Genomic DNA, 23,361 nt, shown 5'->3' with positions numbered 1-23,361 from the left:
TAGTACAAAAACATTAATATTGAAAAAAATATTTGAATAGGATAATATTAGTACCAAGTCATAATAATTGATATTAATTAGCCTTATATGTTGTTATAGATATTTCATTTAAAAATAGAGAATAAATAAAGGGGTTGCACATATGAATGCAGGATTTATTGGTATTGGACGATACACACCTGAAAAAATTGTAACAAATGCAGATTTAGAAAAAGTAATGGACACTTCAGATGAATGGATTAGAACAAGAACAGGAATTGAAGAAAGACGCATTGCAGATGATTCAATCGATACTTCAGATATGGCATTTTTTGCTGCAGAAAAAGCACTTATTGATTCAGGAATTTCAGCTGACGAATTAGATATGATTTTAGTTGCAACTGTTACACCTGATCAACCGTTTCCATCGATTGCTTGTATGCTTCAGGAGAAATTAGGTGCTACAAAGGCTGCAGCTATGGATATCAGTGCAGCATGTGCTGGGTTTATGTATGGAGTTGTAACAGCAAAACAATTCATTGAAACTGGTGCCTACAAAAATGTGTTGGTAATTGGCGTTGAGAAGTTATCAAAAGTTACAGATTGGAATGATCGTAACACAGCTGTTTTATTTGGTGATGGAGCCGGCGCAGCTGTAATCGGCCCAGTTAGTGAGGGAAGAGGAATTCTTTCATTTGAATTAGGTGCTGATGGAACAGGTGGCAAACATCTTTATCAAGATGAGTACATTATTATGAATGGTCGAGAAGTTTTTAAGTTTGCGGTAAGACAAATGGGTGAATCAAGTTTAAATGTTCTAGAAAAAGCGGGTTTAAGTAAAGAGGATGTTGACTTTTTAATACCTCATCAAGCAAATATTCGTATTATGGAAGCTTCTAGAGAACGGTTGGATTTACCGGTAGAAAAAATGTCTAAAACAGTTCATAAATATGGAAATACATCTGCCGCATCTATACCGATTTCTTTAGTAGAAGAGGTAGAGGCAGGAAAGATTAAAGATGACGACCTAATTGTAATGGTAGGTTTTGGCGGAGGCTTAACTTGGGGTGCTATTGCGTTACGTTGGGGACGCTAATATAAATTATTTTATATAAAAATTGATTCTAATGAGTAGAAACCCTGTTGCTATTAAAGCAGGAGAAACTAACTTTAAGGTGAGGTGTCATTCATGGAAAAAAAACGAGTTGTCGTTACAGGATTAGGTGCATTAACTCCCATTGGTAATGATGTGCAAACTACTTGGGAAAATGCTATAAAAGGTATATCAGGTGTTGGTCCATTAACAAGAGTTGATGCTGAGCAATATCCAGCAAAAGTAGCAGCAGAGCTTAAAGATTTTAATATTGAGCAATATATGGATAAAAAAGATGCGAGAAAAATGGATCGCTTTACACAATATGCTGTTGTAGCTGCTTTAATGGCTGCTAAGGATGCAAATTTAGAAATTACAGAAGAAAACGCTCCTCGTGTTGGAGTATGGATTGGATCAGGTATAGGTGGAATGGAGACCTTTGAACAACAATATAAATTATTACTTGAAAAAGGTCCAAGACGTGTTAGTCCATTCTTTGTGCCTATGCTTATTCCAGATATGGCAACAGGACAAGTATCAATTGCTTTAGGAGCTAAAGGGTTTAACTCTTGTACTGTTACAGCATGTGCAACAGGAACAAATTCAATTGGTGATGCATATCGAGTTATTGAACGCGGTGAAGCAGATGTGATGGTAACAGGTGGTGCAGAGGCACCTTTAACAGAAATGTCTTTTGCAGGGTTTTCAGCTAATAAGGCATTATCAACAAATCCTGATCCGAAAACAGCTAGCCGCCCATTTGATCAAAATCGTGATGGATTTGTTATGGGAGAAGGAGCGGGAATTATCGTTTTAGAAGAGCTTGAACATGCATTAGCTCGAGGTGCGAAAATTTATGCTGAAATTGTTGGATACGGAGCTACAGGTGACGCCCACCACATTACAGCACCAGCACCAAATGGTGAAGGTGGAGCAAGAGCCATGAAACAAGCCATTGATGGCAGTGGACTAAAAGCGGCTGACATTGATTATATTAATGCTCATGGAACAAGTACTCCTTATAATGATAAATTTGAAACACTTGCTATAAAAGAAGTGTTTGGCGAGCATGCACAAAACCTTGCGATCAGTTCCACAAAATCGATGACTGGTCATTTATTAGGTGCTGCAGGTGGTGTTGAAGCAATCCTAAGTATTTTAGCAATAAAAGAAGGAATCATTCCACCAACTATTAATTTAGAAACACCTGACCCAGATTGTGATCTAGATTATGTACCAAATGAGGCTAGAAAAAGAGAAATTAATTCTGCTCTAAGTAACTCATTAGGATTTGGTGGACATAACGCTACGATTATATTTAAAAAGTTTGAAGCTTAAAGATTTCAAAAAAGCATGAATTCAATTAGTGAATTCATGCTTTTTTTGTGCGAGGAAAAGTGGGTACTAAAGGGGGCATTTAAGGAATGACGTCCTTAAGAGAAAATGTACCATTAAAGTCCGCCACCGAGCGAATGAAGCCCATAAGTGACTAGAAATAGGAACTCTAAAGTTCGTCATCAAACGAATGAATAATTCAAGAAAACAATCAACACCCATCAAAAAGCTCATCACAATTCCACATTAAAAATTAAGCAACACAACTATATAAATCAGTTCATACAATATCTGTGGAAGGGGCGCTGATAATGAGTGTAATTGATACAGTAGAGTGGTTGAAAAAGGCATCGTCTCATCAAGATATTTATAAAAAACTAGCTCGATATTTCACAAACATGACAGAGGGTGAAATCGCTAAATACTTACAAACTTTTGGTATGTATAAACATTCCATCAATATTGATAAATGGATTGAACGAGTTGAGAAGGATCATATTTTAAGATATGTTAAACAGCTGGAGAAAACATTGAAAGAAGAATGGGGAGGGCCTGATGTGCCTATTTTCATTTTTCCTTGTGAGCAAACTAATCGCAAAATTGAATTCGAATATTATGGTAGAACAGGTTTAGCTTTTCATAACAAGTTATTTCTGTTTTTATCAAAGGACGTAAAAAAGACTCATATAAAATCTCTTCTGATACATGAATATCATCATGTTAGTCGATTAGCAGCTGTATCAAAAAAAGAAAATAGCTTTACAATTATTGATACGATGATTATGGAGGGATTAGCAGAAAATGCTGTAAGAGAGAAACTTGGTGATGTAGAAGCTTTAGCGTCCTGGACAAAACGATATACAGATCAACAATGTGAGAGATTTTTAGATAGAATCATACTCCCTAATAAAGAAATCACTCGAGATAACCCAAAGATTACACAGCTAATGTTTGGTACAGGACTTTATCCTTCTATGTTGGGTTACTCAGTGGGTTATTATTTAGTGAAAAAATACATGGATCATACAAACAAGAATACTAAACAGCTACTTGCAGTTGATGCTGATGAATTTTTGTCATAGCTTTTATGGAATAAAGAGTAAGGGGTATTCAATTATGTTAAATAGAGAGATACAACTAATACATTGAATATTTCACTCTTATTCCACATAAAATGAGATATGGACAAGTATTCAATGATAAAAAAAATACTAGATTATATAGTCTCAAGCGAATAGACTTTCTATTTTTTGCCTATACTGTTTGACAAATGGTACTGAAGTGAGGGATAAAAAAATGTTATTTCTTCATGATGTTTGGGTAAATTGGTTTGAAGGTGAAGAGAATGGGTACAATGTATGTCATTTCCATGAATGGAGAAAAGATGACAGCGTCGAACTCCTTGATCAGGTTCCACTATTAAAGGTTAATTCATTGCTTTTTGACTACATAGAAAATAACTTAGCTGAGTTACCACCTGGTCTAATGAAGGATATTTTTCAAAAATCTTATATTAGAAAAAACCATGAAAGAATTCAATTAGACTATTGTTTTGTTGTGACTGATGGAACTGGAATAATTGCCGTAGATACAATTGGCTATACCATTCCAATACGTAAAAGTAGAATTATACCTCGTCAGGAACAATTAGTGTTTGAAATGGTAAAGGATATTGAGCCTGAAGAATATTCTACTGAAATCATGAAAGATGAATCAGCAGCAAAGGAATACCATATCTTGTCTTTATCTCCAGAGCATATGAGGGGATTAACAAGAAAAGAAAGACAATTAAAACAGCTATTATTTATGGCTCTTGATCAATTACAAGCTACTAAAAATGCAGCCGAAGTTAAATATTGGTACACTGAGTGGAATCCAACGAAATATGAGGATATCCAGCAAAGAGAATTTAACGAGGTTTGGAATCAATTATATGAGGAAACCTTATATGGATGGTCTCCAAAGCATATTCAATTATGTGAACGTCTTATAAAGGGACAACCCTTTTTTGAAAAGCTATGGGATATGGAGCATGAATCTAAAGTAAATTAAAGGATAGGGTCAGACCCCACTCAATTTTGAGAGGGGTCTGACCCTTTTACTTATCATTTTCTCTTACGACCAAGTCCCATCGCGTTTTCCATTTTTTTAAGCATTTTTTGGGCTACAGCATTTGCTTTTTTAGCTCCGTGATCTAAAATCTTGTCTAATTCATCTGAGGCCATAAGATGATGATATTTTTCTTGTATAGGTGATAGGGTTTCTATCAGTACGTCAGCGACATCTTGTTTGAAATCACCATAGCCTTTTCCTTCATACCTAGCTTCAATTTGCTCAATAGCTTCACCAGTAAGAATTGAATAAATGGATAATAGATTAGAAATACCGGGTTTATTTTCTTTATCGTATCTCACAATACCTTCTGAGTCGGTCACCGCACTTTTAATCTTTTTCTCGATTTGTTTAGGATCATCTAAGAGAGTAATAAATGCTTTTTGGTTTGCATCAGATTTACTCATTTTTTTTGTAGGCTCTGCAAGCGACATAATTCTTGCACCGACCTTAGGGATTCGTACTTCTGGAATGGTAAAGATGTCATTGTATTTTTTATTAAATCGTTCTGCCAAATCTCTTGTTAATTCCAAGTGCTGCTTTTGGTCTTCACCAACAGGAACAAGATCTGTACTGTAAAGAAGAATGTCTCCAGCCATTAAAGGAGGGTAGGTAAGTAACCCTGCTGATACTGCTTCTTTACCATGTGATTTATCTTTAAACTGTGTCATTCTCTCTAGCTCACCGATATATGCTACACATTGTAACATCCATCCAGCTTGAGCGTGTGCTGGTACTTCAGATTGTATGAAAAGTGTTACTTTCTCAGGATCAATTCCAACTGCAAGATACATGGCTGCAAGACTTCTTATATTCTGACGAAGAGCAAGACGATCTTGAGAAACCGTTATTGCGTGCTGATCTACAATGCAAAAATAGCAATTGTATTCATCCTGTAAATCAACAAACTGTTTTAACGCTCCTATATAATTTCCTAACGTTACTGACCCACTTGGCTGTATGCCTGAAAAGATTGTTTTCATCATAATTCCTCCATTATAAGTATTAAATTGCCACTATGATCTAAAAAAATCCATAAAAAATAGCCCACACGCCCCCAAATATAGGGGCGATGGACCGCGGTACCACCCTACTTATTTCTAATAGTAGAAATCAACTTTATTCTTTAACGCAAGAACACGTCTGCACATACTAAATTCTGCACAGAAGCTCAAAAGTCCATTCCACATTAGACATTACCTGTTCACAGCAAACACAGGCTCTCTTTAAATGCTACTAACATGTACTACTCTTTATCATAGCCGACTATTTTTTTCTTATTATAGAAAAGATGGAGTTGATTTGCAAACTGTTTATAGGTAGTAAATGAAAAGTGCTATTAACATGACACCTGTCACCATTAGTCCAGAAAGTAAAAAGGGAGTATGATCGAAATCCAATAATTCTGAAACAGGAATCATTTCATCTACTTCCTTCTTTGAAAGTTCTTTTCCTTTAGATTCGAATAGTCTTCGAAATCCGTATGTAATTCCGTCAAAAAATCCACCTTTTATCGTCATCGTAAAAGCAGCAATAAATAATAAGGTGATTCCAAAGTAGAACGAAATATTAATAAAAGATAACAAAGTTAATTTTTGGTAAATAAAAAAAGAGAGTAAGATTACAGCAATTAGAGACACAATAAACAACGTAAACGACTTTTTATTACGCAAAAGTTTCATCACTCTTTTCTAAAAGTTCATAAATTTTATTATAGCAGAAGAAAGGAGGAGCTAAAAATAGGTATAAAGTTATTCTAAAAATATTATTTTAACTAAAAAATTAGTTGTTTTATACAAAAAAATGGGTGTATGTTAATTAATAAGAAAAAAAGGATGTTAGATTATGTAACCCTTTACAAGTCAACGCGTTAAAGCATATGTCTAAAAATATGGCAAAAATTATAAGAAAATTCTAACGAAATATATAGGTCTTTAGAACTATTTTATGTGAGAATTTCTTTAATATTATTGCATTTGTGTAAACTTTATTAAAAAAATAAATGCACAATTGTTTGAATACTTGTATAATAATCCTTGTAAGAAAAACAACATGTATAAAAAAAGGGAGGTCTACTTGTGAAAAAGTCGAAATTATTTCTACTTTTAGCTTTATCATTAGTGCTTAGCATGTTCTTAGCAGCATGTAATGGCGGTGGTGATGACGCTACAACTGACGAAGGTGGCGATACTGCTGCAGAATCAGTACCACAAGAATTAAAAGTATTAGAAACATCTGAAATTCCATCTATGGATAGCGTTATGGCGCAAGATTCAGCAAGTTTTACAGCATTAGCTAACGTAATGGAAGGTTTATACCGTTTAGACCAAAACCAAGAAGCAGTTCCTGGTATGGCTGATGGAGAACCTCAAGTAAGCGAAGATGGTTTAGTATATACTGTGAAATTGAAAGATGCTAAATGGTCTAACGGAGACACTGTAACAGCAGAAGACTTCGTATTTGCATGGCAACGTGCGATTGACCCAGCAACAGCTTCTCCTTATGGTCCTTACATGATGGAAGGTAAAATCAAAGGAGCAAAAGAAATCACTAAATTGGCTTCTGAAAAGAAAGAATATGATCTTAACACTTTAGGTGTTGTTGCTAAAGATGAAAAGACTTTAGAAATTACATTAGAAAAACCAATTCCATATTTTGAATCATTAATGGCATTTGGAACTTTCTACCCTCAAAACAAAAAGTTTGTTGAGGAAAAAGGCGACAAATATGCATCATCTGCAGAAAACTTAGTTTATAACGGACCATTTGTTCTTTCAACTTGGGATGGCAACACTGCAACTGAATGGACTATGGAGAAAAACACTGAGTATTGGGATGCTGAAGCTGTAGCTTTAGAAAACATCCAATTTAACGTACTTAAAGATCCACAAGCAGCAGCAAATGCATACGAAACTGGTGAAGCAGATATCACTGGTAAACTTGCATCTGATATCGTTCCACAATATGAAGGTGACCCTAACATGGTTAAATGGTTAGAGCCTACAATTTTCTGGATTAAAATGAATCAACAAAACGAAGCATTAGCTAACGAAAACATTCGTCGCGCACTTGCAACTGCATTTAATAAACAAGATTTAACAGACAGCATCTTAAATAACGGATCTGTTCCTGCTAACTACTCAGTACCGAAAAACTTCGTAACTGATCCAAGTGGTAAAGACTTCCGTGAAGCTAACGGAGATATGTTAGAGTATAACTTAGAAGAAGCTAAAAAGTTCTGGGAAGCTGGACTTAAAGAATTAGGTACAGATTCTGTTGAATTAGTATACCTTGGTGGAGACACTGAAACTTCTAAGAAAACTGATTCTTACATTAAAAACCAATTAGAAACAAATCTTGAAGGATTAACTATCGATGTACAATCTGTACCATTCAGCGTTCGTTTAGATCGTGACGTTAAAATGGATTATGATTTACAATTCGCTGGTTGGGGTCCTGATTACCAAGATCCAATCTCTTTCTCTGATCTTTGGATCACAGACGGTGGAAACAACAAAATGGCATATTCTAACGAGCAATATGACAAATTGTTAGAAGATGCTCAGTACACTTATGCTGATGATAATGCTAAGCGTTTTGAAGCATTACAACAAGCAGAAAAAATTCTACTTGAAGAAGATGCTGCTTTAGCACCAGTTTACCAACGTTCATCTAACGTATTGGTTGCTGATAAAGTAGAAGGCTTCACATATCACTTCATTGGTCCTGAGTACAGCTATAAATGGGTTACAATTAAATAATTAATCCATCATTACCTGACAACTTGTATTGTCTAGTTATGTAGATTACCTATTATCTTGGTTTGTTTTACCATTGATGATAGGTAGTCTTTATAGTTTACGGATTGACCAAAAGTCGGTATAATTGAACCGGTTGAAGAGAGTATAGGAGATATACTCTCTTTTTCCCTTGTAACAGAATTGTCGAACAATGGAGAAAATTTAGTTTTTTAGGAGGTGCGTTTCATATGGTTAAGTATATATCTCAACGTATCGTTTATATGCTACTTACCTTAATATTAATAGCCACATTTACTTTTTTCCTCATGAAATTAATCCCTGGTACTCCTTTCACTAACATAAGTAAGCTGTCACCAGAACAGGTAACCATTATGAAAGACAAGTATGGATTGGATGAGCCAGTACCGATTCAATATTTAACTTATATGGTTAACTTAGCTAAAGGAGATTTAGGGGTATCCTTTCAGTTTAATAACGCAAGTGTAACAGACATCCTTATGGATCGTATCGGTCCTTCGGCAGTACTGGGATTCCAAGCAATGTTCTTTGGAACAATTCTAGGAATTATATTAGGCGTAATTGGTGCACTGAGGCAAAATACATGGGTTGATTATTCGACAACCTTTATAGCTGTTATCGGTAAATCAATTCCTTCCTTTGTATTTGCTGGACTTCTTCAATATTATGTTGGAGTAAAATTAGGTTGGTTACCAGTTGCCTTCTGGAGAGGACCAGAGTATACAATCCTGCCTACTATTGCACTAGCGATGTTCCCTATCTCTATTGCAGCTCGTTTTATGAGAACAGAAATGATTGAAGTGTTGGGTTCTGATTACATTACATTAGCAAGAGCAAAGGGTGCTAGCTCATTTGAAGTTGCATTCAAACATGCACTACGTAATGCATTAATCCCAGTTATCACAGTATTAGGGCCACTAACAGTTAGTTTAATGACTGGTTCACTAGTTATTGAAAAAATCTTTGGTATTCCAGGACTTGGCGAACAGTTCGTAAAGTCAATAAATGTTAATGATTATCCAGTAATTATGGGAACAACTATTTTATTTGCAGCTCTATTTATATTTGTTGTTTTAGTTGTTGACTTGTTATATGGATTAATAGATCCAAGAATTCGTTTAGCGGGAGGTAAAAAATAATGTCACAGCAAGAGGAGAAAATCTCAAAAGACTTGTTTCAACCCGCTGATTTAGATTCTTCAGTAAGTGAAAAAATTTCAAAGCCAAGCTTAAATTACTGGCAAGATGCATGGTTACGTGTAAAGAAAAACAAAGCGGCAATTGTAAGTATTGTAGTTTTATTTCTTTTAGCAATTCTTGCGATAGCTGGACCATTTCTAAACGATTACGATTATAAAGAGCAAAATGCAAAGCACTCAAATCTTCCACCAAGGGTTGAAGCGCTACAAGATATTTCATGGCTTCCATTTGATGGTACTTTAACGAAGAAAAATGGAGAAGTATATGATGCTTATGAACTGAAAGGTGCATCTGATGCTTACTATTGGTTTGGGACAGATAGTTTAGGACGTGATATCTTTACACGTGTTTGGAAAGGTACACAAGTATCATTATATATTGCTCTACTAGCAGCTTTTATTGATATGATTATCGGTGTAGCATATGGTGCAATTTCCGGTTATTACGGAGGTCGTGTTGATACGATCATGCAACGTATCATTGAGATATTAGTTGGTATACCAAACTTGGTTGTTGTTATATTAATGATTATCATATTAAAGCCTGGTATTATATCGATCACGATAGCCTTAACAATTACCGGATGGGTTGGTATGGCAAGGGTTGTACGTGGTCAGGTTCTTAAATATAAAAACCAAGAATTCGTATTAGCATCAAGAACACTTGGTGCAAATGATCGAAAAATAATTATAAAACATTTATTACCTAACTTAGTAGGTGTAATCATAATCAATACAATGTTTACAATACCTAGTGCTATCTTCTTCGAAGCGTTTTTAAGCTTTATTGGTTTAGGTCTACAAGATCCATTAGCATCTTTAGGTACATTAATTGATGATGGTTTTAAAACACTGAGATTATATCCTTATCAAATGATTTTCCCAGCAATTATAATCAGTACAATTATGATTTGTTTTAATATGATAGCTGATGGACTTCGTGATGCACTAGATCCGAAAATGCGCGACTAAAAAGGTAGGTGAATAGATCATGGAAAAAATATTAGAAGTGAAGGATTTACACATTTCGTTTCATACTTTTGGAGGAGAAGTACAGGCTATCCGTGGCGTAAACTTTGACTTATACAAAGGAGAAACACTTGCTATTGTTGGTGAGTCAGGATCTGGTAAATCTGTAACAACTAAATCAATTATGCGCCTTTTACCTGAATCTAATTCAGAAATTAAGGCAGGAGAAATCCTATTTGATGATAAAAATCTCGCACAGCTAAATAATAAGGCTATGCAGAAAATTCGTGGGAAAGATATTTCAATGATCTTTCAGGATCCAATGACATCTTTAAACCCAACAATGAAAATTGGTAAGCAAATTATGGAACCAATTGTGAAACATCAAAACTTAAGTAAATCAGCTGCAAAAGATCGTGCAATTGATTTATTACGTTTAGTTGGTATTCCACAACCTGAAGCACGCTTCAATCAATATCCTCACCAGTTTTCTGGTGGTATGAGACAAAGGGTTGTTATTGCGATTGCACTTGCATGTAATCCAAAGGTCTTAATAGCAGATGAACCAACAACTGCTTTGGATGTTACAATTCAAGCCCAAATTCTTGAATTAATGAAGGATTTGCAAAAGAAAATTGATACCTCAATTATTTTCATTACTCATGACCTTGGGGTTGTGGCTAATGTAGCTGATCGTGTAGCTGTTATGTATGGTGGTAAAATTGTTGAAATCGGAACTGTTGATGAAGTATTTTACAATCCGCAACATCCATATACTTGGGGATTAATTAGTTCAATGCCTGATTTAGAATCAGATGATATTGAGTTATATGCAATCCCAGGTACACCACCAGATTTATTGAATCCACCAGCTGGTGATGCATTTGCTGCTCGTAATGAATTTGCTATGAAAATAGATCATGAAAAGCAACCACCTATGTATAAAGTTTCTGATACACATTATGCAGCTACTTGGTTATTACATCCTGATGCGCCAAAGGTAGAGCCACCAGAAGCTGTAAAGCGTCGTAGACGTCAATTCCCTGAAAATAAGGAGGGGAAATAATTATGGCTAAAGAGAAATTACTAGAAATAAAAAACCTAAAGCAGCATTTTAATATTGGTAAACCTAATGAAGTGAAGGCTGTTGACAACATTTCATTTGACATTTATAAAGGTGAAACACTTGGACTTGTAGGTGAGTCAGGTTGTGGTAAATCGACAACTGGACGTACAATCATTAGGTTATATGATGCTACAGGTGGTGATGTCATTTATGATGGCGTCAATGTACACGGAAAAAAATCTAAGTCTGATTTAAAAGCATTTAACCGCAAAATGCAAATGATCTTCCAAGATCCTTATGCTTCTTTAAATCCGCGTATGAAAATTTCTGATGTTATTGCAGAAGGAATTGATATACATGGATTGGCAAAAACGAAAAAAGAGCGTCTAGAAAAAGTGTATGAATTATTAGAAACAGTAGGTCTAAACCGTGAGCATGCTAACCGTTACCCACATGAATTTAGTGGTGGACAACGTCAACGTATCGGTATTGCACGAGCACTTGCAGTAGAACCTGAATTCATCATTGCTGATGAACCAATTTCAGCACTTGACGTATCTATTCAAGCACAGGTTGTTAACTTAATGAAAAAGCTTCAAAAGGAAAAAGGGTTAACATATTTATTTATTGCCCATGACCTTTCGATGGTTAAATATATTAGTGATCGTATCGGTGTTATGTATTTTGGAAGGTTAGTTGAGTTAGCAGATGCTAATGAACTGTATAATAACCCTATTCACCCTTATACACAGTCATTATTATCAGCAATTCCACTTCCAGATCCAGATTATGAGCGTACTCGTGTAAGAAAAACATATGATCCTAGTCAACATAATTACCAACCAAATGAAGATGTTGATTTCAGAGAAGTAAAACCAGGGCATTTTGTTATGTGCTCATTATCTGAGTTTGAACAATATAAAAAACAATACTCAAATTAATAGCTTAAAAAGACCAAATCAATTTTGATTTGGTCTTTTTTTTATGTGAACTCATTTGCATTTAACCAGCTTTTCATGTATTTTACCATATTCCAAATATATATAATGTTTTGTCCTAATCTCCGAAGGGAATGTTGCATATACTATATAAAATAGATATCTGTAGCGGATAGCCTCGAAATTTGCAGTTTTAACACATGTGTTCTTTCTTTATACTTAATATATCAATAATAATAATGGGGGAGATTAGATGCAGCGGTTTCATAGTCGACATATTGTTTTAAGCATTATTTTTCTAATGACTATACTATTTATTTCTACTGATGTTGAAGCAAATACGAAAGAAGAAATTAATAGCAAAAATCATGTGGAAAATAAAGTAGGACTACAAATAAAAAGCATTCCGGAGTCAATGCCTAGATTTGTGTTTGATTCGGGTTATACCTTTACTTATCCAGATGCAGTTAGAGGAATATATGTGACAGGACACTCTGCAGGCGGAGAGAAATTTCAAAAACTTAAAAAGCTTATAAAGAGCACAGAGCTTAATGCGATGGTGATTGATGTAAAAGATGATCATGGAAACCTTACCTATTTACCTGAGAAAACCTCACCTTACTACAATATTGGTAAAAACTACATAAAGGATCCGCAAGAGCTATTAAAGGAAATGGAAAAAGAAGAAATTTATCCTATAGCAAGGATTGTTGTATTTAAAGATACAGTGTTGGCGAATCAAAAGCCAGAATGGTCATTTAAAGAAGGAACGGAAGTTTGGAAGAATGGGAGAGGAGAATCATTCGTCAATCCTTTTATGAAGGAAGTCTGGGATTATAACGTTAACATGGCGATTGAAGCAGCTAAACTTGGTTTTGAAGAAATTCAATTTGATTATGTGCGGTTTCCTGAGGGATTTGAACGACGTGATGATAAGCTTGTTTATAGTAAAGGGAAATATGGTGACGATAAGCAAGATAATGTACAAAAACGTGTAACAGCTGTGACTGATTTTGTTTCATATGCTAAGGAAAAATTAGAGCCTTATGGAGTAGAAGTGTCTGTAGATATATTTGGATATACAGCAACGTTAAAGGAAGCACCAGGGATTGGACAAAATTTTTCAAAAATATCAGAGCATGTTGATGTTATTTCTTCAATGATTTATCCTAGTCATTGGACTTCATATTTTGGTATTGCAAAGCCCGATCTAGAGCCATATAAACTTGTTAGCGAGTACGCAAAATTAGAAAATCAAAAGCTAAATGAACTCAAAAACAAACCAACCTCAAGACCATGGTTGCAAGACTTTACTGCATCATATTTAGGCAGTGGTAATTATCAGTCATATGGCAAGGAAGAGGTACAAGATCAAATTAGGGCTTTGAATGAACATGGTATTAAAGAATTTTTACTATGGAATGCAGGAAATACCTATTCAGCTGGAGTTGATTACACACCAGTTAATTAAAAATAAATAGTAAGAATATATATACGCGTTTGGGTCGTTCAAAGCCCAAGCGTTTTATTTTTATCTTCATTTCTTGGTGTTTAGAATTAATATGACTTAGTGTCAAAAATTATATAGAAGAATATTATATACAAAGGTTTATCCTACTTAGTCAAATAGGATGGTAATGTCAGTAATGAAAATCTTGACCACAATAAAACAGAGCCAAAATAAAAATTTACCAAGTTTAATTCTTAAAAAAGCAGGGTATACATAATTGTGGGAGAACTTAGTAGTGTAAATTCAAAAAAGGGAGTAGATCAATGAATTGGTATGAAAAACTCAATCAGTATTTTCCCATAGAAGAAATGAAGTCTAAGGAACACTTAGAGGTTTTACTTAAGGAAAAGGGAGATATATACCATAAAGATGAAGGTAAGCATCATGTAATGATGTATGTAGAACTTGATGACTTTGTGTTTATTGATTATATTTTTGTCTCAAAAGACGCACGTGGAGAAGGGCTAGGAAACAAATTAATTGATAAGCTCAAGAAAAAGAGAAAGCCAATTATTTTAGAAGTAGAACCAGTTAATTATGAAGATACTGACTCAGAAAAACGATTGAAGTTTTATCAAAGAGAAGGCTTTAAGCATGCTACTTCGATAGGCTATGAACGTCGATCTCTTGCAACAAATGAAGTAAATAAAATGGAAATTCTTTATTGGGCCCCAAATAATGAATCAGAAGAACAGGTTTATGATGCAATGAAACAAACATATAAACTCATCCATACCTTTAAGGATAAAGAGCTTTACGGCGATTCATATCAGCCAGTTGATGATGTATTAACAATTAATACTGACTCTAAGAATGATAATAATGACCTATTTAAAGGATTAAGTTAATTGAGAAAATGTGATGGTAATTGACAATGGAAAGACAAAATTTGATCTATTTTCCTTAATTTTGACTAAAAAGACAAAAAAATGACTATGTAGTCAAACGTTGATTTACTTAAGTGAATTAGTATTGTAATCGATTTGTCATACTTTTAACATAAAATCTATATGCATACTTACTTTTTTATAGTATAATCAATTTAGAGATTTCTTATTTAAAGTAATTTCAATTTTATATACTTTTCTTTATGAAAACTCATTCTATAATTAGAGGAGTGAAGGATAATGGTTACACTATATACGTCACCAAGTTGTACTTCATGTAGAAAAGCTAAAGCTTGGTTAGAAGAACACGACATTCCATATATTGAGCGAAATATCTTCTCTGAACCTTTAACAATTCAAGAAATAAAAGAAATTTTGAGAATGACTGAAGATGGAACAGATGAAATTATCTCGACTCGTTCAAAAATTTTCCAAAAGTTAAATATAAACTTAGAAACATTACCTTTACAAGATTTATATAACTTAATTCAAGAAAATCCTGGTCTTCTACGTCGTCCAATTATTATCGACGAGAAAAGACTACAAGTAGGATATAATGAAGATGAGATTCGTCGTTTCCTACCACGTCGTGTTCGTACTTATCAATTAAGAGAAGCTCAACGTTTAGTGAATTAACTAGTAGAAAAGGCAAATTCTTATAAAAGAGTCTGCCTTTTTCATATTTTATATAGTTTCTTAATGGGAAAAGGGCTATTGTCAATAAGTAATATGTGTTTATTTATTAGTTGCTTGTAGATTTATTAGTTGTTGATATAGGATACCTGCAAAAAGCACAAATGCTGTTGTTAAAAATGGTAAACTATATGCTAAGTATTGATGTGTCATAAATAATGATTGTAGTTTATGCTCACCTACCATCATCTTTCCAGCAGTAAATGATAATAATCCTCCTCCGACATATATCAGAATAGAATATCTTGTTAATAATACAAGGATCAATTTACTTCCCCAAATAATAATTGGAATTGAGATGAATAAACCTATAGCAACAAGTAACATGTGCCCCTGTGCAGCTCCAGCTACGGCAACTACGTTATCAAAGCCCATTAATAAATCTGCTACAACAATGGTTTGTACAGCTTTCCATAAAGAAGAGTGACTTTTTATTTTATTAGAATCATCGTCTTTTCCTACAATGAGATGGAAAGCAATATATAGAAGGAAAATTCCTCCAATTAACTGTAGAAATGGTACATTTAATAAATACACAGCAATTAAAGTAATGAGTATTCTTATAACAATTGCCAGTACAGTACCAAATATAATCGCTTTGTTCCGCTGAATAACAGGTAAGTTTCGACATGCCATTGCGATTACAACTGCATTATCTGCGCCAAGTACGAGATCAATTCCTATTATAACCAATAGTGATAGTAAAAAATCTTGTTCCATAAAGTTATACCCTCTTTCAGCTTTTTCACTGCTCGTACAATTATATGAGAGTAATCATAAATTATGATGGAGAAATCATATAGGTAAAACAACTGTTTTTATAAATTCAGAGTTTTTTTATTTCATTTACGACCTTTTTATCATAAAATAGGAGTACAAGATTGCTTCATACTTGAAGGTTTTTTTATAGCTCAGCAGATGATCTACTATTTAGGGATGCTGAAACTCACTTTACCATTGATTAAATCTTTACATGATTGGGTAAAGTGTAGTAAAGTACAACTACCTTTTAGAGGGGGGTTGTCCCTTCAACATCTTATACAGAAGGGAAGGTTGAGAAATGGAAATCGAACGTATTAACGATAATACTGTAAAGTTTTATATTTCGTATATGGATATAGAAGAGCGTGGATTTGATCGTGAGGAAATTTGGTACAATCGAGATCGTAGTGAAGAACTTTTCTGGGAAATGATGGATGAAGTACATGAAGAGGAAGAATTCATGGTTGAAGGTCCACTCTGGATTCAAGTTCAAGCACTAGATAAAGGTCTTGAAGTTATTGTAACAAAGGCACAGGTTTCAAAGGATGGCCAAAAGCTCGAGCTTCCAATTTCAGATGAAAAGTTGAAAGAGCTTCCAGTAGATGAGAATATTGAATCCTTGTTAGATCACCATTTTAATAAGTCCAGTGATTCAAAGGATGAACAAATAGAAGAGTTAGAGCAGCAGCTTCAATTTGTTATTAAATTTAATGATTTCGAAAATGTTATTTCTCTAGCTAAATATTCGTTGTTAGCAGGTATGACGAATCATTTATATTCTCTAGATAAAAACTACTATGTTTATGTAGAGTTTGAAGATGAAGTTAGTGATGAGGAAATTGAAAATACATTAAGTATAATCCTTGAATACGGACAGGAATCAAGAGTAACGATTCACCGTCTTGAGGAGTATGGTAATTTAATCGCAAAAGATCATGCACTAACCGTAATTAAGAAGCATTTTTCATAATATCTTTGTGAGACTTTTACAAAGTATTTAAAAAACGAGAAACGTTTTCACTAAAATAAATATACTTTATACTATAGCCGATTTCTAAATGGATCGGTATTTTTTTTTGAACATGGGAGATGTTATTGTTATTTACTATCTGAGGACAAATTTTTATAAATAAAGATCTAACTTCTAATCTTAATGTGATGGAAAAAATAAATTTAGAATAAATTGTCCAAGAATGTGAAAAAAGAATATCACCATGCTTTATACCGTGCTGTCTACTTTGATGTGTTAAATGCGACAAAGTTTAAGGAAGAGATAAAAAGGGAAGTAAGACTAAAAATAAAGTAAGGTGAAAAAGTATGAGGTATACATTCCGTTTACTATTATTTATTACAGTAATTGCTTCCATTATTTTAATAACAAAAAACCTATGGGGAGATTGGATTGTTGGTACATTCAGTGTGCTTTTCACACTGTCTATTATCTTTATCTGTATCGTTATCTTTCTTGAAAATCGTCATCCCTCACATACAATTACATGGTTGGTTGTACTTGGTGGATTTCCATTGGTAGGTTTTTTCTTTTATTTATTTTTTGGGAGAAACATTAAGAAGAGAAGATTATTTGAAAAGAAAGCATTAACAGATGAAAAAGCTTTTTTAGAAATTGAAGGTAATCAAAGCTCATATCAAGATAAAATAAATCATATGGGTAACCACCAGCAATTATTATTTAAGCTAGCACATCGGTTAGGACATAGTCCAATATCATTTGCTACAAAAACAAAAGCACTCACTGATGGGAATGAGACTTTTGAGCATATTTTTCAGGAATTAAAGAGAGCGAAGCAGCATATTCATCTTGAATATTACATTGTTAGAAATGATGAAGTTGGCCAAGAACTGAAGAATCTCTTAATTGAAAAAGCAAAAGCCGGAGTTGAGGTTAGATTTTTATATGATGCTGTTGGATGTTGGAAGCTTTCTAAAGATTTTATAAAAGATATGAAAAATGCTGGAATTGAAACAGTATCTTTTTTACCTGTGAAAATCCCGTTTTTAAATAATAAAATTAACTTTCGTAATCATCGGAAGATTATTGTTATTGATGGGGCAGTTGGCTTTGTAGGCGGCTTAAATGTTGGTGATGAGTATCTTGGTAAGGACAGTTATTTTGGTTATTGGCGTGATACCCACTTACTAGTAAAAGGTGAGGCAGTAAGAACTCTTCAAATGATCTTTTTACAAGATTGGTACTATATGACTGATAAGAAGCTTTTATCTGATACATATTTATCTTCACCAGCTGTAGAAATAGAAGAAACTGGAGGTGTTCAGCTAATTGCTGGAGGTCCAGATAATAAGTGGGATGTGATTAAGAATTTATTCTTTTCAATGATTGTTTCCGCTAAAGAGTCAGTCTGGATTGCATCTCCCTATTTTGTTCCTGATGAAGATATCTTAAGTGCACTAAAGGTTGCGGCACTTAGTGGAATCGATGTTCGATTAATGGTGCCAAAAAGACCTGATAAAAAGATTGTGTACTATGCTTCAAGATCATATTTTCCAGAGCTGCTTGATGCTGGTGCAAAGGTATATGAATATGAAAAGGGATTTATGCATAGTAAAATTGTAATTGTAGACTATGAGCTAGCTTCAATCGGTACCGCTAATATGGATATGAGAAGCTTTCATTTGAATTTCGAGGTGAATGCTTTTCTGTATCGAACAGGAAGTACACAAACATTGGTAAATGAGTATATAAAGGACATTGATGAATCTAGGGAAATAATTATGGATGAGTTTTCCAAAAGGTCAATAATGAAGAAGCTATTTGAATCAACTGCCCGGTTAATGTCTCCAATGCTGTAGAAGAGAGTGGTAACCCCAACATATCATTTGTTGGGGTATTTGCATTTATGGATTTTCAAAAAGGAAATGATTTTATTTACTATAATTTAATTTAGTCAGCTCAACTTTCATTTTTAATGTTTTGATTAATTGAAAAAAATCAAGATAATAAAAGAAATGAAGGGAGGAGATTATGTGTTTATTGCACTCGATCAAGATGGTAACAAAGTGAATCTTGCTGAGAAAAGATGGTCACATGCTATATTAAAACAGCTGAGGGAAAGATCTCGGTTTATTTGCCCAGTATGTTCTAGTGAATTAGATTTAAAAATTGGTACGGTGATCACATCACATTTTGCGCATAAGAAATTAACTGGTTGTTCTTTATTGGAAGGTGGTGCTGAAAGTGAGTATCACCGTAAAGGTAAATATGATTTGTTTCATTGGTTAGATAAACAAGACTCTATATCTTCAGTTAAGCTAGAATACTTTATAGAGAGCATAAAACAAAGGCCAGATCTTTTGATCATACATCAACAAAAGCAAATGGCTATAGAATTTCAATGTGCCAAAATAGATCATCAGGTTATTACAAAAAGATCAAGAGAATTTCAAAAAGCAGGGATTGATGATTTATGGATACTAGGAGCCAGTTCTATTAAAAGATCAGGACCTCTCTCATTTCAATTAACAGGCTTTCAGTGGCTATTTCTACATATTCATAAGCAAAACAAACCACCTACTATTATTGCATATTGTTCTGAACAGAAAATGCTTATTATGCTACAAAATATTATCCCATTCTCCCAAAGATCAATCATTGCACAAGCAACACACACTCCACTGTATTCACTCTCTTTATCCCAGCTATTTCGTGACATGTATCCTACTGAACAGCTTATCCAAGCATGGGTTAATAAAATAAAGAGCTTCCGTCTTCACTCCTCACAACTTAAAACAAAGCAAACAAATGCATTAAATATCTTTTTGTATAAAACAAAGCAGCTCCCGCTTTCCTCTTTACCAACGCTGGCATTTCTTCCACTGCCAACAAACTACTTGATAGAGTCACCCGTTTTTATTTGGCAGAGCTGGATATTGATTTTTATTGATCAACTTAGGTTAGGAGCTCATTTTAGCTTTCGCGATGTGTATTATTTTATCGATACTAAAATTAAAGCAGGGCTAATAACGATTAGACGTCTACTGCATAAAAATCTTCATTACTCCTATGTGATCAAAAGCTATTTATTGAAGCTATGTCAAATGTCTATCATCAAAAGAAGTGAAACAAATACATTTATTAAGGAAAAACATATGGTCTGGAAAAGTAAAACCGAAGAGCTTTTAAAAAGTGATCAGGAATTATTGTCTAAATTCAAGTTGTTATAGACAAATGAATAACAAATGTTTTTTTGAACAAATTAATAGGGAGATATTAACAACAAGAGGTGATCATATGTTTAATAAGAAACGTAAACGTAATACTCTGCTTTTGACTGCATCCATGTTAGGCGTAGGTGCTACTGCTTACTATTTGACAAAAGAAGCTGTGCAGGGTGAAGATAGAGGTAGTGATGAAAGTTCATATCCTTCAATCAATCCATTTGATTTTACCGAGCAAGATTTCTAATGTTCATGCGGAGAAAGAAATCAAGGAGGAAGGATATGAAGAACAAAAAAATTCTATTACTCATCACAGTATTTACAATTTTTCAATCAATGAATTCGAGCTCCGCATTTGCAAATATTTCAAAAGGGGGAAGAGAAATGTCAGAACAAACTGCTGTGAAAAAATTACCTTCTAGAAATGAAATTAAAACCGAGGATACTTGGAGATTAGAAGATATTTTTTCAACAGATGAAGCATGGGAGAAAGAATATGAAGAAGTGAAAGCTTCTTTACCTAAATTAGCTGAATACAAAGGAAAGCTTGGTGAAAGTGCGAACACATTGTTAGACGCACTTACTTATCAAGATGAAGTGATGGAGCGTTTAGGCAAATTATATACGTATGCACATATGAGATATGATCAAGACACAACTAATTCTACATATCAGGCATTAAATGATCGTGCAAGAAACTTATATACCCAAGCAGCGAGCTTAAGTTCATATATTGTTCCAGAAATCTTAGCAATTGATGAAACGAAGATTAAAAATTTCGTAGAAGAAAACGAAGGATTAAAGCTCTATGAGCATGCGCTTGATGAAATTAACCGTCAAAGACCACATGTACTTTCTGCAGAAAAAGAAGAGCTGCTAGCGGAAGCTTCAGAAGTACTAGGTTCATCTAGTAATACATTTGGCATGCTGAATAATGCTGACTTAACATTTCCGACAATAAAAGATGAAAATGGGGAAGAAGTAGAAATCACACATGGCCGCTATGTTCGCTTTTTAGAAAGTGAAGATCGCAGAGTGCGTGAAGAAGCATTTAAAGCTGTATACGACAAATATGGCAGCTTTAAAAATACATTTGCAAGTACACTAAGTGGAACTGTTAAAAAAGACAATTTCAGTGCAAAGGTACGTAATTATGACTCTGCAAGACAAGCAGCACTAAGTAGTGATAATATCCCTGAAGCTGTTTATGATAATCTAATCAGTACGGTTCATGATAATCTTGATTTATTACAACGTTATGTAAAGCTTCGCAAAGAAGTTTTAAAGCTTGATGAAGTTCATATGTATGATCTGTACACTCCACTAATTAAAGATGTGAAAATGGAAGTATCTTATGATGAAGCAAAAGACTATATCTTAAAAGGTCTCGAACCTTTAGGTGATGATTATATTTCCATTTTAAAAGAAGGCTTTGAAAATCGCTGGGTAGATGTTCATGAGAATAAAGGAAAACGAAGTGGTGCCTACTCATCTGGTACTTATGGTACAAATCCATATATCCTTATGAACTGGCAGGATAATGTGAATAATTTATTTACATTAGCACATGAATTCGGTCATTCCGTTCATAGCTACTATACACGTAAAGAACAACCATATCCTTATGGCAATTATTCAATATTTGTGGCTGAAGTAGCTTCAACTTGTAATGAAGCTCTATTAAACCACTACTTATTGAATACAATTGAAGATGAGAAAAAACGCCTATATCTTTTAAATCATTTCCTTGAAGGCTTCAGAGGAACAGTTTTCCGTCAAACAATGTTTGCTGAATTTGAGCACATCATTCATCAAAAAGCACAAGACGGTGAACCTCTGACACCTGAGTTATTAACCAAAACGTATTATGACTTAAACAAGAAGTATTTTGGTGAAGATATTGTTGTAGACGAAGAAATCGGTCTAGAATGGGCAAGAATACCTCATTTCTATTACAACTATTATGTTTATCAATATGCAACAGGTTATAGTGCAGCAACAGCACTAAGTAATCAAATATTAGAAGAAGGTCAACCAGCTGTTGATCGTTATCTTGAATTCTTAAAAGCAGGTAGCTCTGACTACCCAATCGAAGTGTTGAAGAAGGCTGGGGTTGATATGACATCTTCAACACCAATCGAAGAAGCTTGCAAAGTATTTGAAGAAAAGTTAAATGAAATGGAAGAATTGCTATCTAAAATAAATGCATAATGTAAAAGGGAATGCGGAGTTACTATCGCATTCCCTTTTATGTATCCTTTTAGGTGTGATGGCTGCTAAAAGCCTTTAAATGTTTTTCGATGGTTTACTATATAAAGGATAATGAATATCGCAATAAACAATAAAGGCGAAGTAATATACAAAGGTAAAAGATTCATTAGTCCTAATACGTTTAAAAATAATAATCCGATAAATACAATTGTTCCTAGAATTAATCCAGTAACCTTCATAATAGCCCTCCCTATAACAGTGCTTATTTATATTCTATATGATGTTACTGATGTCTTTATCCTTATTTGAGGTGATTTTTTAGACAAGCAAGTGTAGATGATTTTTTGCTTTGCAGTGAATTAGATACTTTTAGTAGATTAGCCTGTGGAAAGATGAAGCTAAAAGGTCGTCATAGAGTGGATGAGGGCCATTAGCTAGAGGAAAGATGAAGCTAAAGTTCGTCATAGAGTGGGTGAGGAACATTAGCAGGTGGAAAGGTGAATCTAAGGGTTGTCAAAGGTTCATTTATACCTTCTGATGCAAAAGTTCAGTTCATAATGTAGTGGATGAGTCCCTTAGCCATGGAAAAACAAGACTATAGGTCAACAGAATATCACTTCAACAACACGTCTAGA

General features: G+C 34.0%; 21 protein-coding genes and 1 other annotated feature. Of the genes, 17 read left to right on the top strand and 4 right to left on the bottom strand.

The genetic code is table 11. The features are described 5' to 3' along the window. The first annotated feature begins 142 nt into the window (after window positions 1-142). The 4 genes from JOC75_RS10085 to JOC75_RS10070 all read left to right on the top strand — a co-directional run bounded on the left by JOC75_RS10085 (window position 143) and on the right by JOC75_RS10070 (window position 4,459). A complete protein-coding gene (locus JOC75_RS10085) occupies window positions 143-1,075 on the top strand; it encodes a beta-ketoacyl-ACP synthase III (RefSeq protein WP_204953923.1) in 933 nt (310 codons plus the stop codon). Between the two features lie 93 nt (window positions 1,076-1,168). Further along, window positions 1,169-2,410 carry a beta-ketoacyl-ACP synthase II gene (gene fabF / locus JOC75_RS10080; RefSeq protein ID WP_204953922.1) on the top strand — a complete coding sequence of 414 codons (1,242 nt, stop codon included), beginning with the start codon at window positions 1,169-1,171 and terminating at the stop codon, window positions 2,408-2,410. A 308-nt stretch (window positions 2,411-2,718) separates the two neighbouring features. After that, complete coding sequence (locus JOC75_RS10075) at window positions 2,719-3,489, top strand: DUF2268 domain-containing putative Zn-dependent protease (protein WP_204953921.1); 771 nt, start codon at window positions 2,719-2,721, stop codon at window positions 3,487-3,489. A 214-nt stretch (window positions 3,490-3,703) separates the two neighbouring features. Then, window positions 3,704-4,459, top strand: coding sequence for a YjbA family protein (locus JOC75_RS10070; protein ID WP_204953920.1), 756 nt, complete (start codon window positions 3,704-3,706; stop codon window positions 4,457-4,459). A gap of 53 nt (window positions 4,460-4,512) precedes the next feature. On the opposite strand, the gene trpS is transcribed toward JOC75_RS10070, so the two are convergent. Both trpS and JOC75_RS10060 read right to left on the bottom strand, forming a co-directional pair. Next, complete coding sequence (gene trpS, locus JOC75_RS10065; protein ID WP_204953919.1) at window positions 4,513-5,505, bottom strand: tryptophan--tRNA ligase; 993 nt, start codon at window positions 5,503-5,505, stop codon at window positions 4,513-4,515. A gap of 76 nt (window positions 5,506-5,581) precedes the next feature. Beyond that, window positions 5,582-5,788 (bottom strand) — a binding site (T-box leader). A gap of 44 nt (window positions 5,789-5,832) precedes the next feature. Further along, window positions 5,833-6,192, bottom strand: coding sequence for a DUF3899 domain-containing protein (locus JOC75_RS10060; RefSeq protein ID WP_204953918.1), 360 nt, complete (start codon window positions 6,190-6,192; stop codon window positions 5,833-5,835). A gap of 405 nt (window positions 6,193-6,597) precedes the next feature. Here JOC75_RS10060 and JOC75_RS10055 point away from each other — a divergent pair, with 405 nt between their 5' ends. From JOC75_RS10055 to spxA, 8 genes are all read left to right on the top strand, one after another. Next, the gene (locus JOC75_RS10055; RefSeq protein ID WP_204953917.1) at window positions 6,598-8,280 is read left to right on the top strand and encodes an ABC transporter substrate-binding protein; all 1,683 of its coding nucleotides are present in this window, start codon (window positions 6,598-6,600) and stop codon (window positions 8,278-8,280) included. 227 nt (window positions 8,281-8,507) lie between these two features. Beyond that, window positions 8,508-9,437: an oligopeptide ABC transporter permease gene (gene opp3b, locus JOC75_RS10050; RefSeq protein ID WP_204953916.1), complete on the top strand. Its 930-nt coding sequence runs from the start codon at window positions 8,508-8,510 to the stop codon at window positions 9,435-9,437. After that, window positions 9,437-10,468: an oligopeptide ABC transporter permease gene (gene opp3C, locus JOC75_RS10045; RefSeq protein WP_204953915.1), complete on the top strand. Its 1,032-nt coding sequence runs from the start codon at window positions 9,437-9,439 to the stop codon at window positions 10,466-10,468. Before opp3b ends, opp3C begins: the two co-directional genes overlap by 1 nt. 19 nt (window positions 10,469-10,487) lie before the next feature. After that, complete coding sequence (locus JOC75_RS10040) at window positions 10,488-11,531, top strand: ABC transporter ATP-binding protein (protein WP_204953914.1); 1,044 nt, start codon at window positions 10,488-10,490, stop codon at window positions 11,529-11,531. A 2-nt stretch (window positions 11,532-11,533) separates the two neighbouring features. Further along, window positions 11,534-12,472, top strand: coding sequence for an ABC transporter ATP-binding protein (locus JOC75_RS10035; RefSeq protein ID WP_146948955.1), 939 nt, complete (start codon window positions 11,534-11,536; stop codon window positions 12,470-12,472). 250 nt (window positions 12,473-12,722) lie between these two features. Next, window positions 12,723-13,940, top strand: coding sequence for a putative glycoside hydrolase (locus tag JOC75_RS10030; protein ID WP_204953913.1), 1,218 nt, complete (start codon window positions 12,723-12,725; stop codon window positions 13,938-13,940). Between the two features lie 302 nt (window positions 13,941-14,242). Continuing rightward, entirely contained in the window at window positions 14,243-14,827 is a 585-nt protein-coding gene (locus JOC75_RS10025; RefSeq protein WP_204953912.1) for a GNAT family N-acetyltransferase, read from the top strand. 279 nt (window positions 14,828-15,106) lie between these two features. Continuing rightward, window positions 15,107-15,502, top strand: a complete 396-nt coding sequence (spxA, locus tag JOC75_RS10020; protein WP_146948952.1) for a transcriptional regulator SpxA — start codon at window positions 15,107-15,109, stop codon at window positions 15,500-15,502. Between the two features lie 99 nt (window positions 15,503-15,601). Here the strand turns inward: spxA and JOC75_RS10015 are convergent, their stop codons facing one another. Then, complete coding sequence (locus JOC75_RS10015; protein WP_204953911.1) at window positions 15,602-16,279, bottom strand: TerC family protein; 678 nt, start codon at window positions 16,277-16,279, stop codon at window positions 15,602-15,604. A 340-nt stretch (window positions 16,280-16,619) separates the two neighbouring features. Here JOC75_RS10015 and mecA point away from each other — a divergent pair, with 340 nt between their 5' ends. The 5 genes from mecA (at window position 16,620) to pepF (ending at window position 22,726) form a co-directional block, all read left to right on the top strand. Then, entirely contained in the window at window positions 16,620-17,291 is a 672-nt protein-coding gene (gene mecA, locus JOC75_RS10010; protein WP_204953910.1) for an adaptor protein MecA, read from the top strand. A 347-nt stretch (window positions 17,292-17,638) separates the two neighbouring features. Continuing rightward, window positions 17,639-19,150 (top strand): cardiolipin synthase, encoded by a 1,512-nt coding sequence (gene cls / locus JOC75_RS10005; protein ID WP_204953909.1) that lies wholly within the window; start codon window positions 17,639-17,641, stop codon window positions 19,148-19,150. Window positions 19,151-19,324: 174 nt separating this feature from the next. After that, on the top strand, window positions 19,325-20,521 hold the full coding sequence (locus JOC75_RS10000) for a competence protein CoiA family protein (RefSeq protein WP_204953908.1): 1,197 nt from the start codon (window positions 19,325-19,327) through the stop codon (window positions 20,519-20,521). 4 nt (window positions 20,522-20,525) lie between these two features. Next, window positions 20,526-20,762, top strand: a complete 237-nt coding sequence (locus JOC75_RS09995) for a hypothetical protein (protein WP_204953907.1) — start codon at window positions 20,526-20,528, stop codon at window positions 20,760-20,762. 137 nt (window positions 20,763-20,899) lie between these two features. Then, window positions 20,900-22,726: an oligoendopeptidase F gene (gene pepF / locus JOC75_RS09990; protein WP_204954221.1), complete on the top strand. Its 1,827-nt coding sequence runs from the start codon at window positions 20,900-20,902 to the stop codon at window positions 22,724-22,726. A gap of 65 nt (window positions 22,727-22,791) precedes the next feature. Here the strand turns inward: pepF and JOC75_RS09985 are convergent, their stop codons facing one another. Continuing rightward, the gene (locus JOC75_RS09985) at window positions 22,792-22,965 is read right to left on the bottom strand and encodes a hypothetical protein (RefSeq protein ID WP_204953906.1); all 174 of its coding nucleotides are present in this window, start codon (window positions 22,963-22,965) and stop codon (window positions 22,792-22,794) included. Window positions 22,966-23,361: the final 396 nt, after the last annotated feature.

The organism is Metabacillus crassostreae (assembly GCF_016908395.1).
In the GTDB taxonomy this organism is placed as follows: Bacteria; Bacillota; Bacilli; order Bacillales; family Bacillaceae; genus Metabacillus; species Metabacillus crassostreae.
The sequence above is the reverse complement of the archived record's forward strand: the minus strand, read 5'-3'. Positions and strand labels throughout refer to the sequence as shown.

Excerpts from the sequence above, each read along its gene's own strand:
- JOC75_RS10085 (WP_204953923.1), top strand. The coding sequence starts at position 143 with ATGAATGCAGGATTTATTGGTATTGGACGATACACACCTGAAAAAATT.
- fabF (WP_204953922.1), top strand. The coding sequence starts at position 1,169 with ATGGAAAAAAAACGAGTTGTCGTTACAGGATTAGGTGCATTAACTCCC.
- JOC75_RS10075 (WP_204953921.1), top strand. The coding sequence starts at position 2,719 with ATGAGTGTAATTGATACAGTAGAGTGGTTGAAAAAGGCATCGTCTCAT.
- JOC75_RS10070 (WP_204953920.1), top strand. The coding sequence starts at position 3,704 with ATGTTATTTCTTCATGATGTTTGGGTAAATTGGTTTGAAGGTGAAGAG.
- trpS (WP_204953919.1), bottom strand. The coding sequence starts at position 5,505 with ATGATGAAAACAATCTTTTCAGGCATACAGCCAAGTGGGTCAGTAACG.
- opp3b (WP_204953916.1), top strand. The coding sequence starts at position 8,508 with ATGGTTAAGTATATATCTCAACGTATCGTTTATATGCTACTTACCTTA.
- opp3C (WP_204953915.1), top strand. The coding sequence starts at position 9,437 with ATGTCACAGCAAGAGGAGAAAATCTCAAAAGACTTGTTTCAACCCGCT.
- JOC75_RS10040 (WP_204953914.1), top strand. The coding sequence starts at position 10,488 with ATGGAAAAAATATTAGAAGTGAAGGATTTACACATTTCGTTTCATACT.
- JOC75_RS10035 (WP_146948955.1), top strand. The coding sequence starts at position 11,534 with ATGGCTAAAGAGAAATTACTAGAAATAAAAAACCTAAAGCAGCATTTT.
- JOC75_RS10030 (WP_204953913.1), top strand. The coding sequence starts at position 12,723 with ATGCAGCGGTTTCATAGTCGACATATTGTTTTAAGCATTATTTTTCTA.
- JOC75_RS10025 (WP_204953912.1), top strand. The coding sequence starts at position 14,243 with ATGAATTGGTATGAAAAACTCAATCAGTATTTTCCCATAGAAGAAATG.
- spxA (WP_146948952.1), top strand. The coding sequence starts at position 15,107 with ATGGTTACACTATATACGTCACCAAGTTGTACTTCATGTAGAAAAGCT.
- JOC75_RS10015 (WP_204953911.1), bottom strand. The coding sequence starts at position 16,279 with ATGGAACAAGATTTTTTACTATCACTATTGGTTATAATAGGAATTGAT.
- mecA (WP_204953910.1), top strand. The coding sequence starts at position 16,620 with ATGGAAATCGAACGTATTAACGATAATACTGTAAAGTTTTATATTTCG.
- cls (WP_204953909.1), top strand. The coding sequence starts at position 17,639 with ATGAGGTATACATTCCGTTTACTATTATTTATTACAGTAATTGCTTCC.
- JOC75_RS09995 (WP_204953907.1), top strand. The coding sequence starts at position 20,526 with ATGAATAACAAATGTTTTTTTGAACAAATTAATAGGGAGATATTAACA.
- pepF (WP_204954221.1), top strand. The coding sequence starts at position 20,900 with ATGTCAGAACAAACTGCTGTGAAAAAATTACCTTCTAGAAATGAAATT.
- JOC75_RS09985 (WP_204953906.1), bottom strand. The coding sequence starts at position 22,965 with ATGAAGGTTACTGGATTAATTCTAGGAACAATTGTATTTATCGGATTA.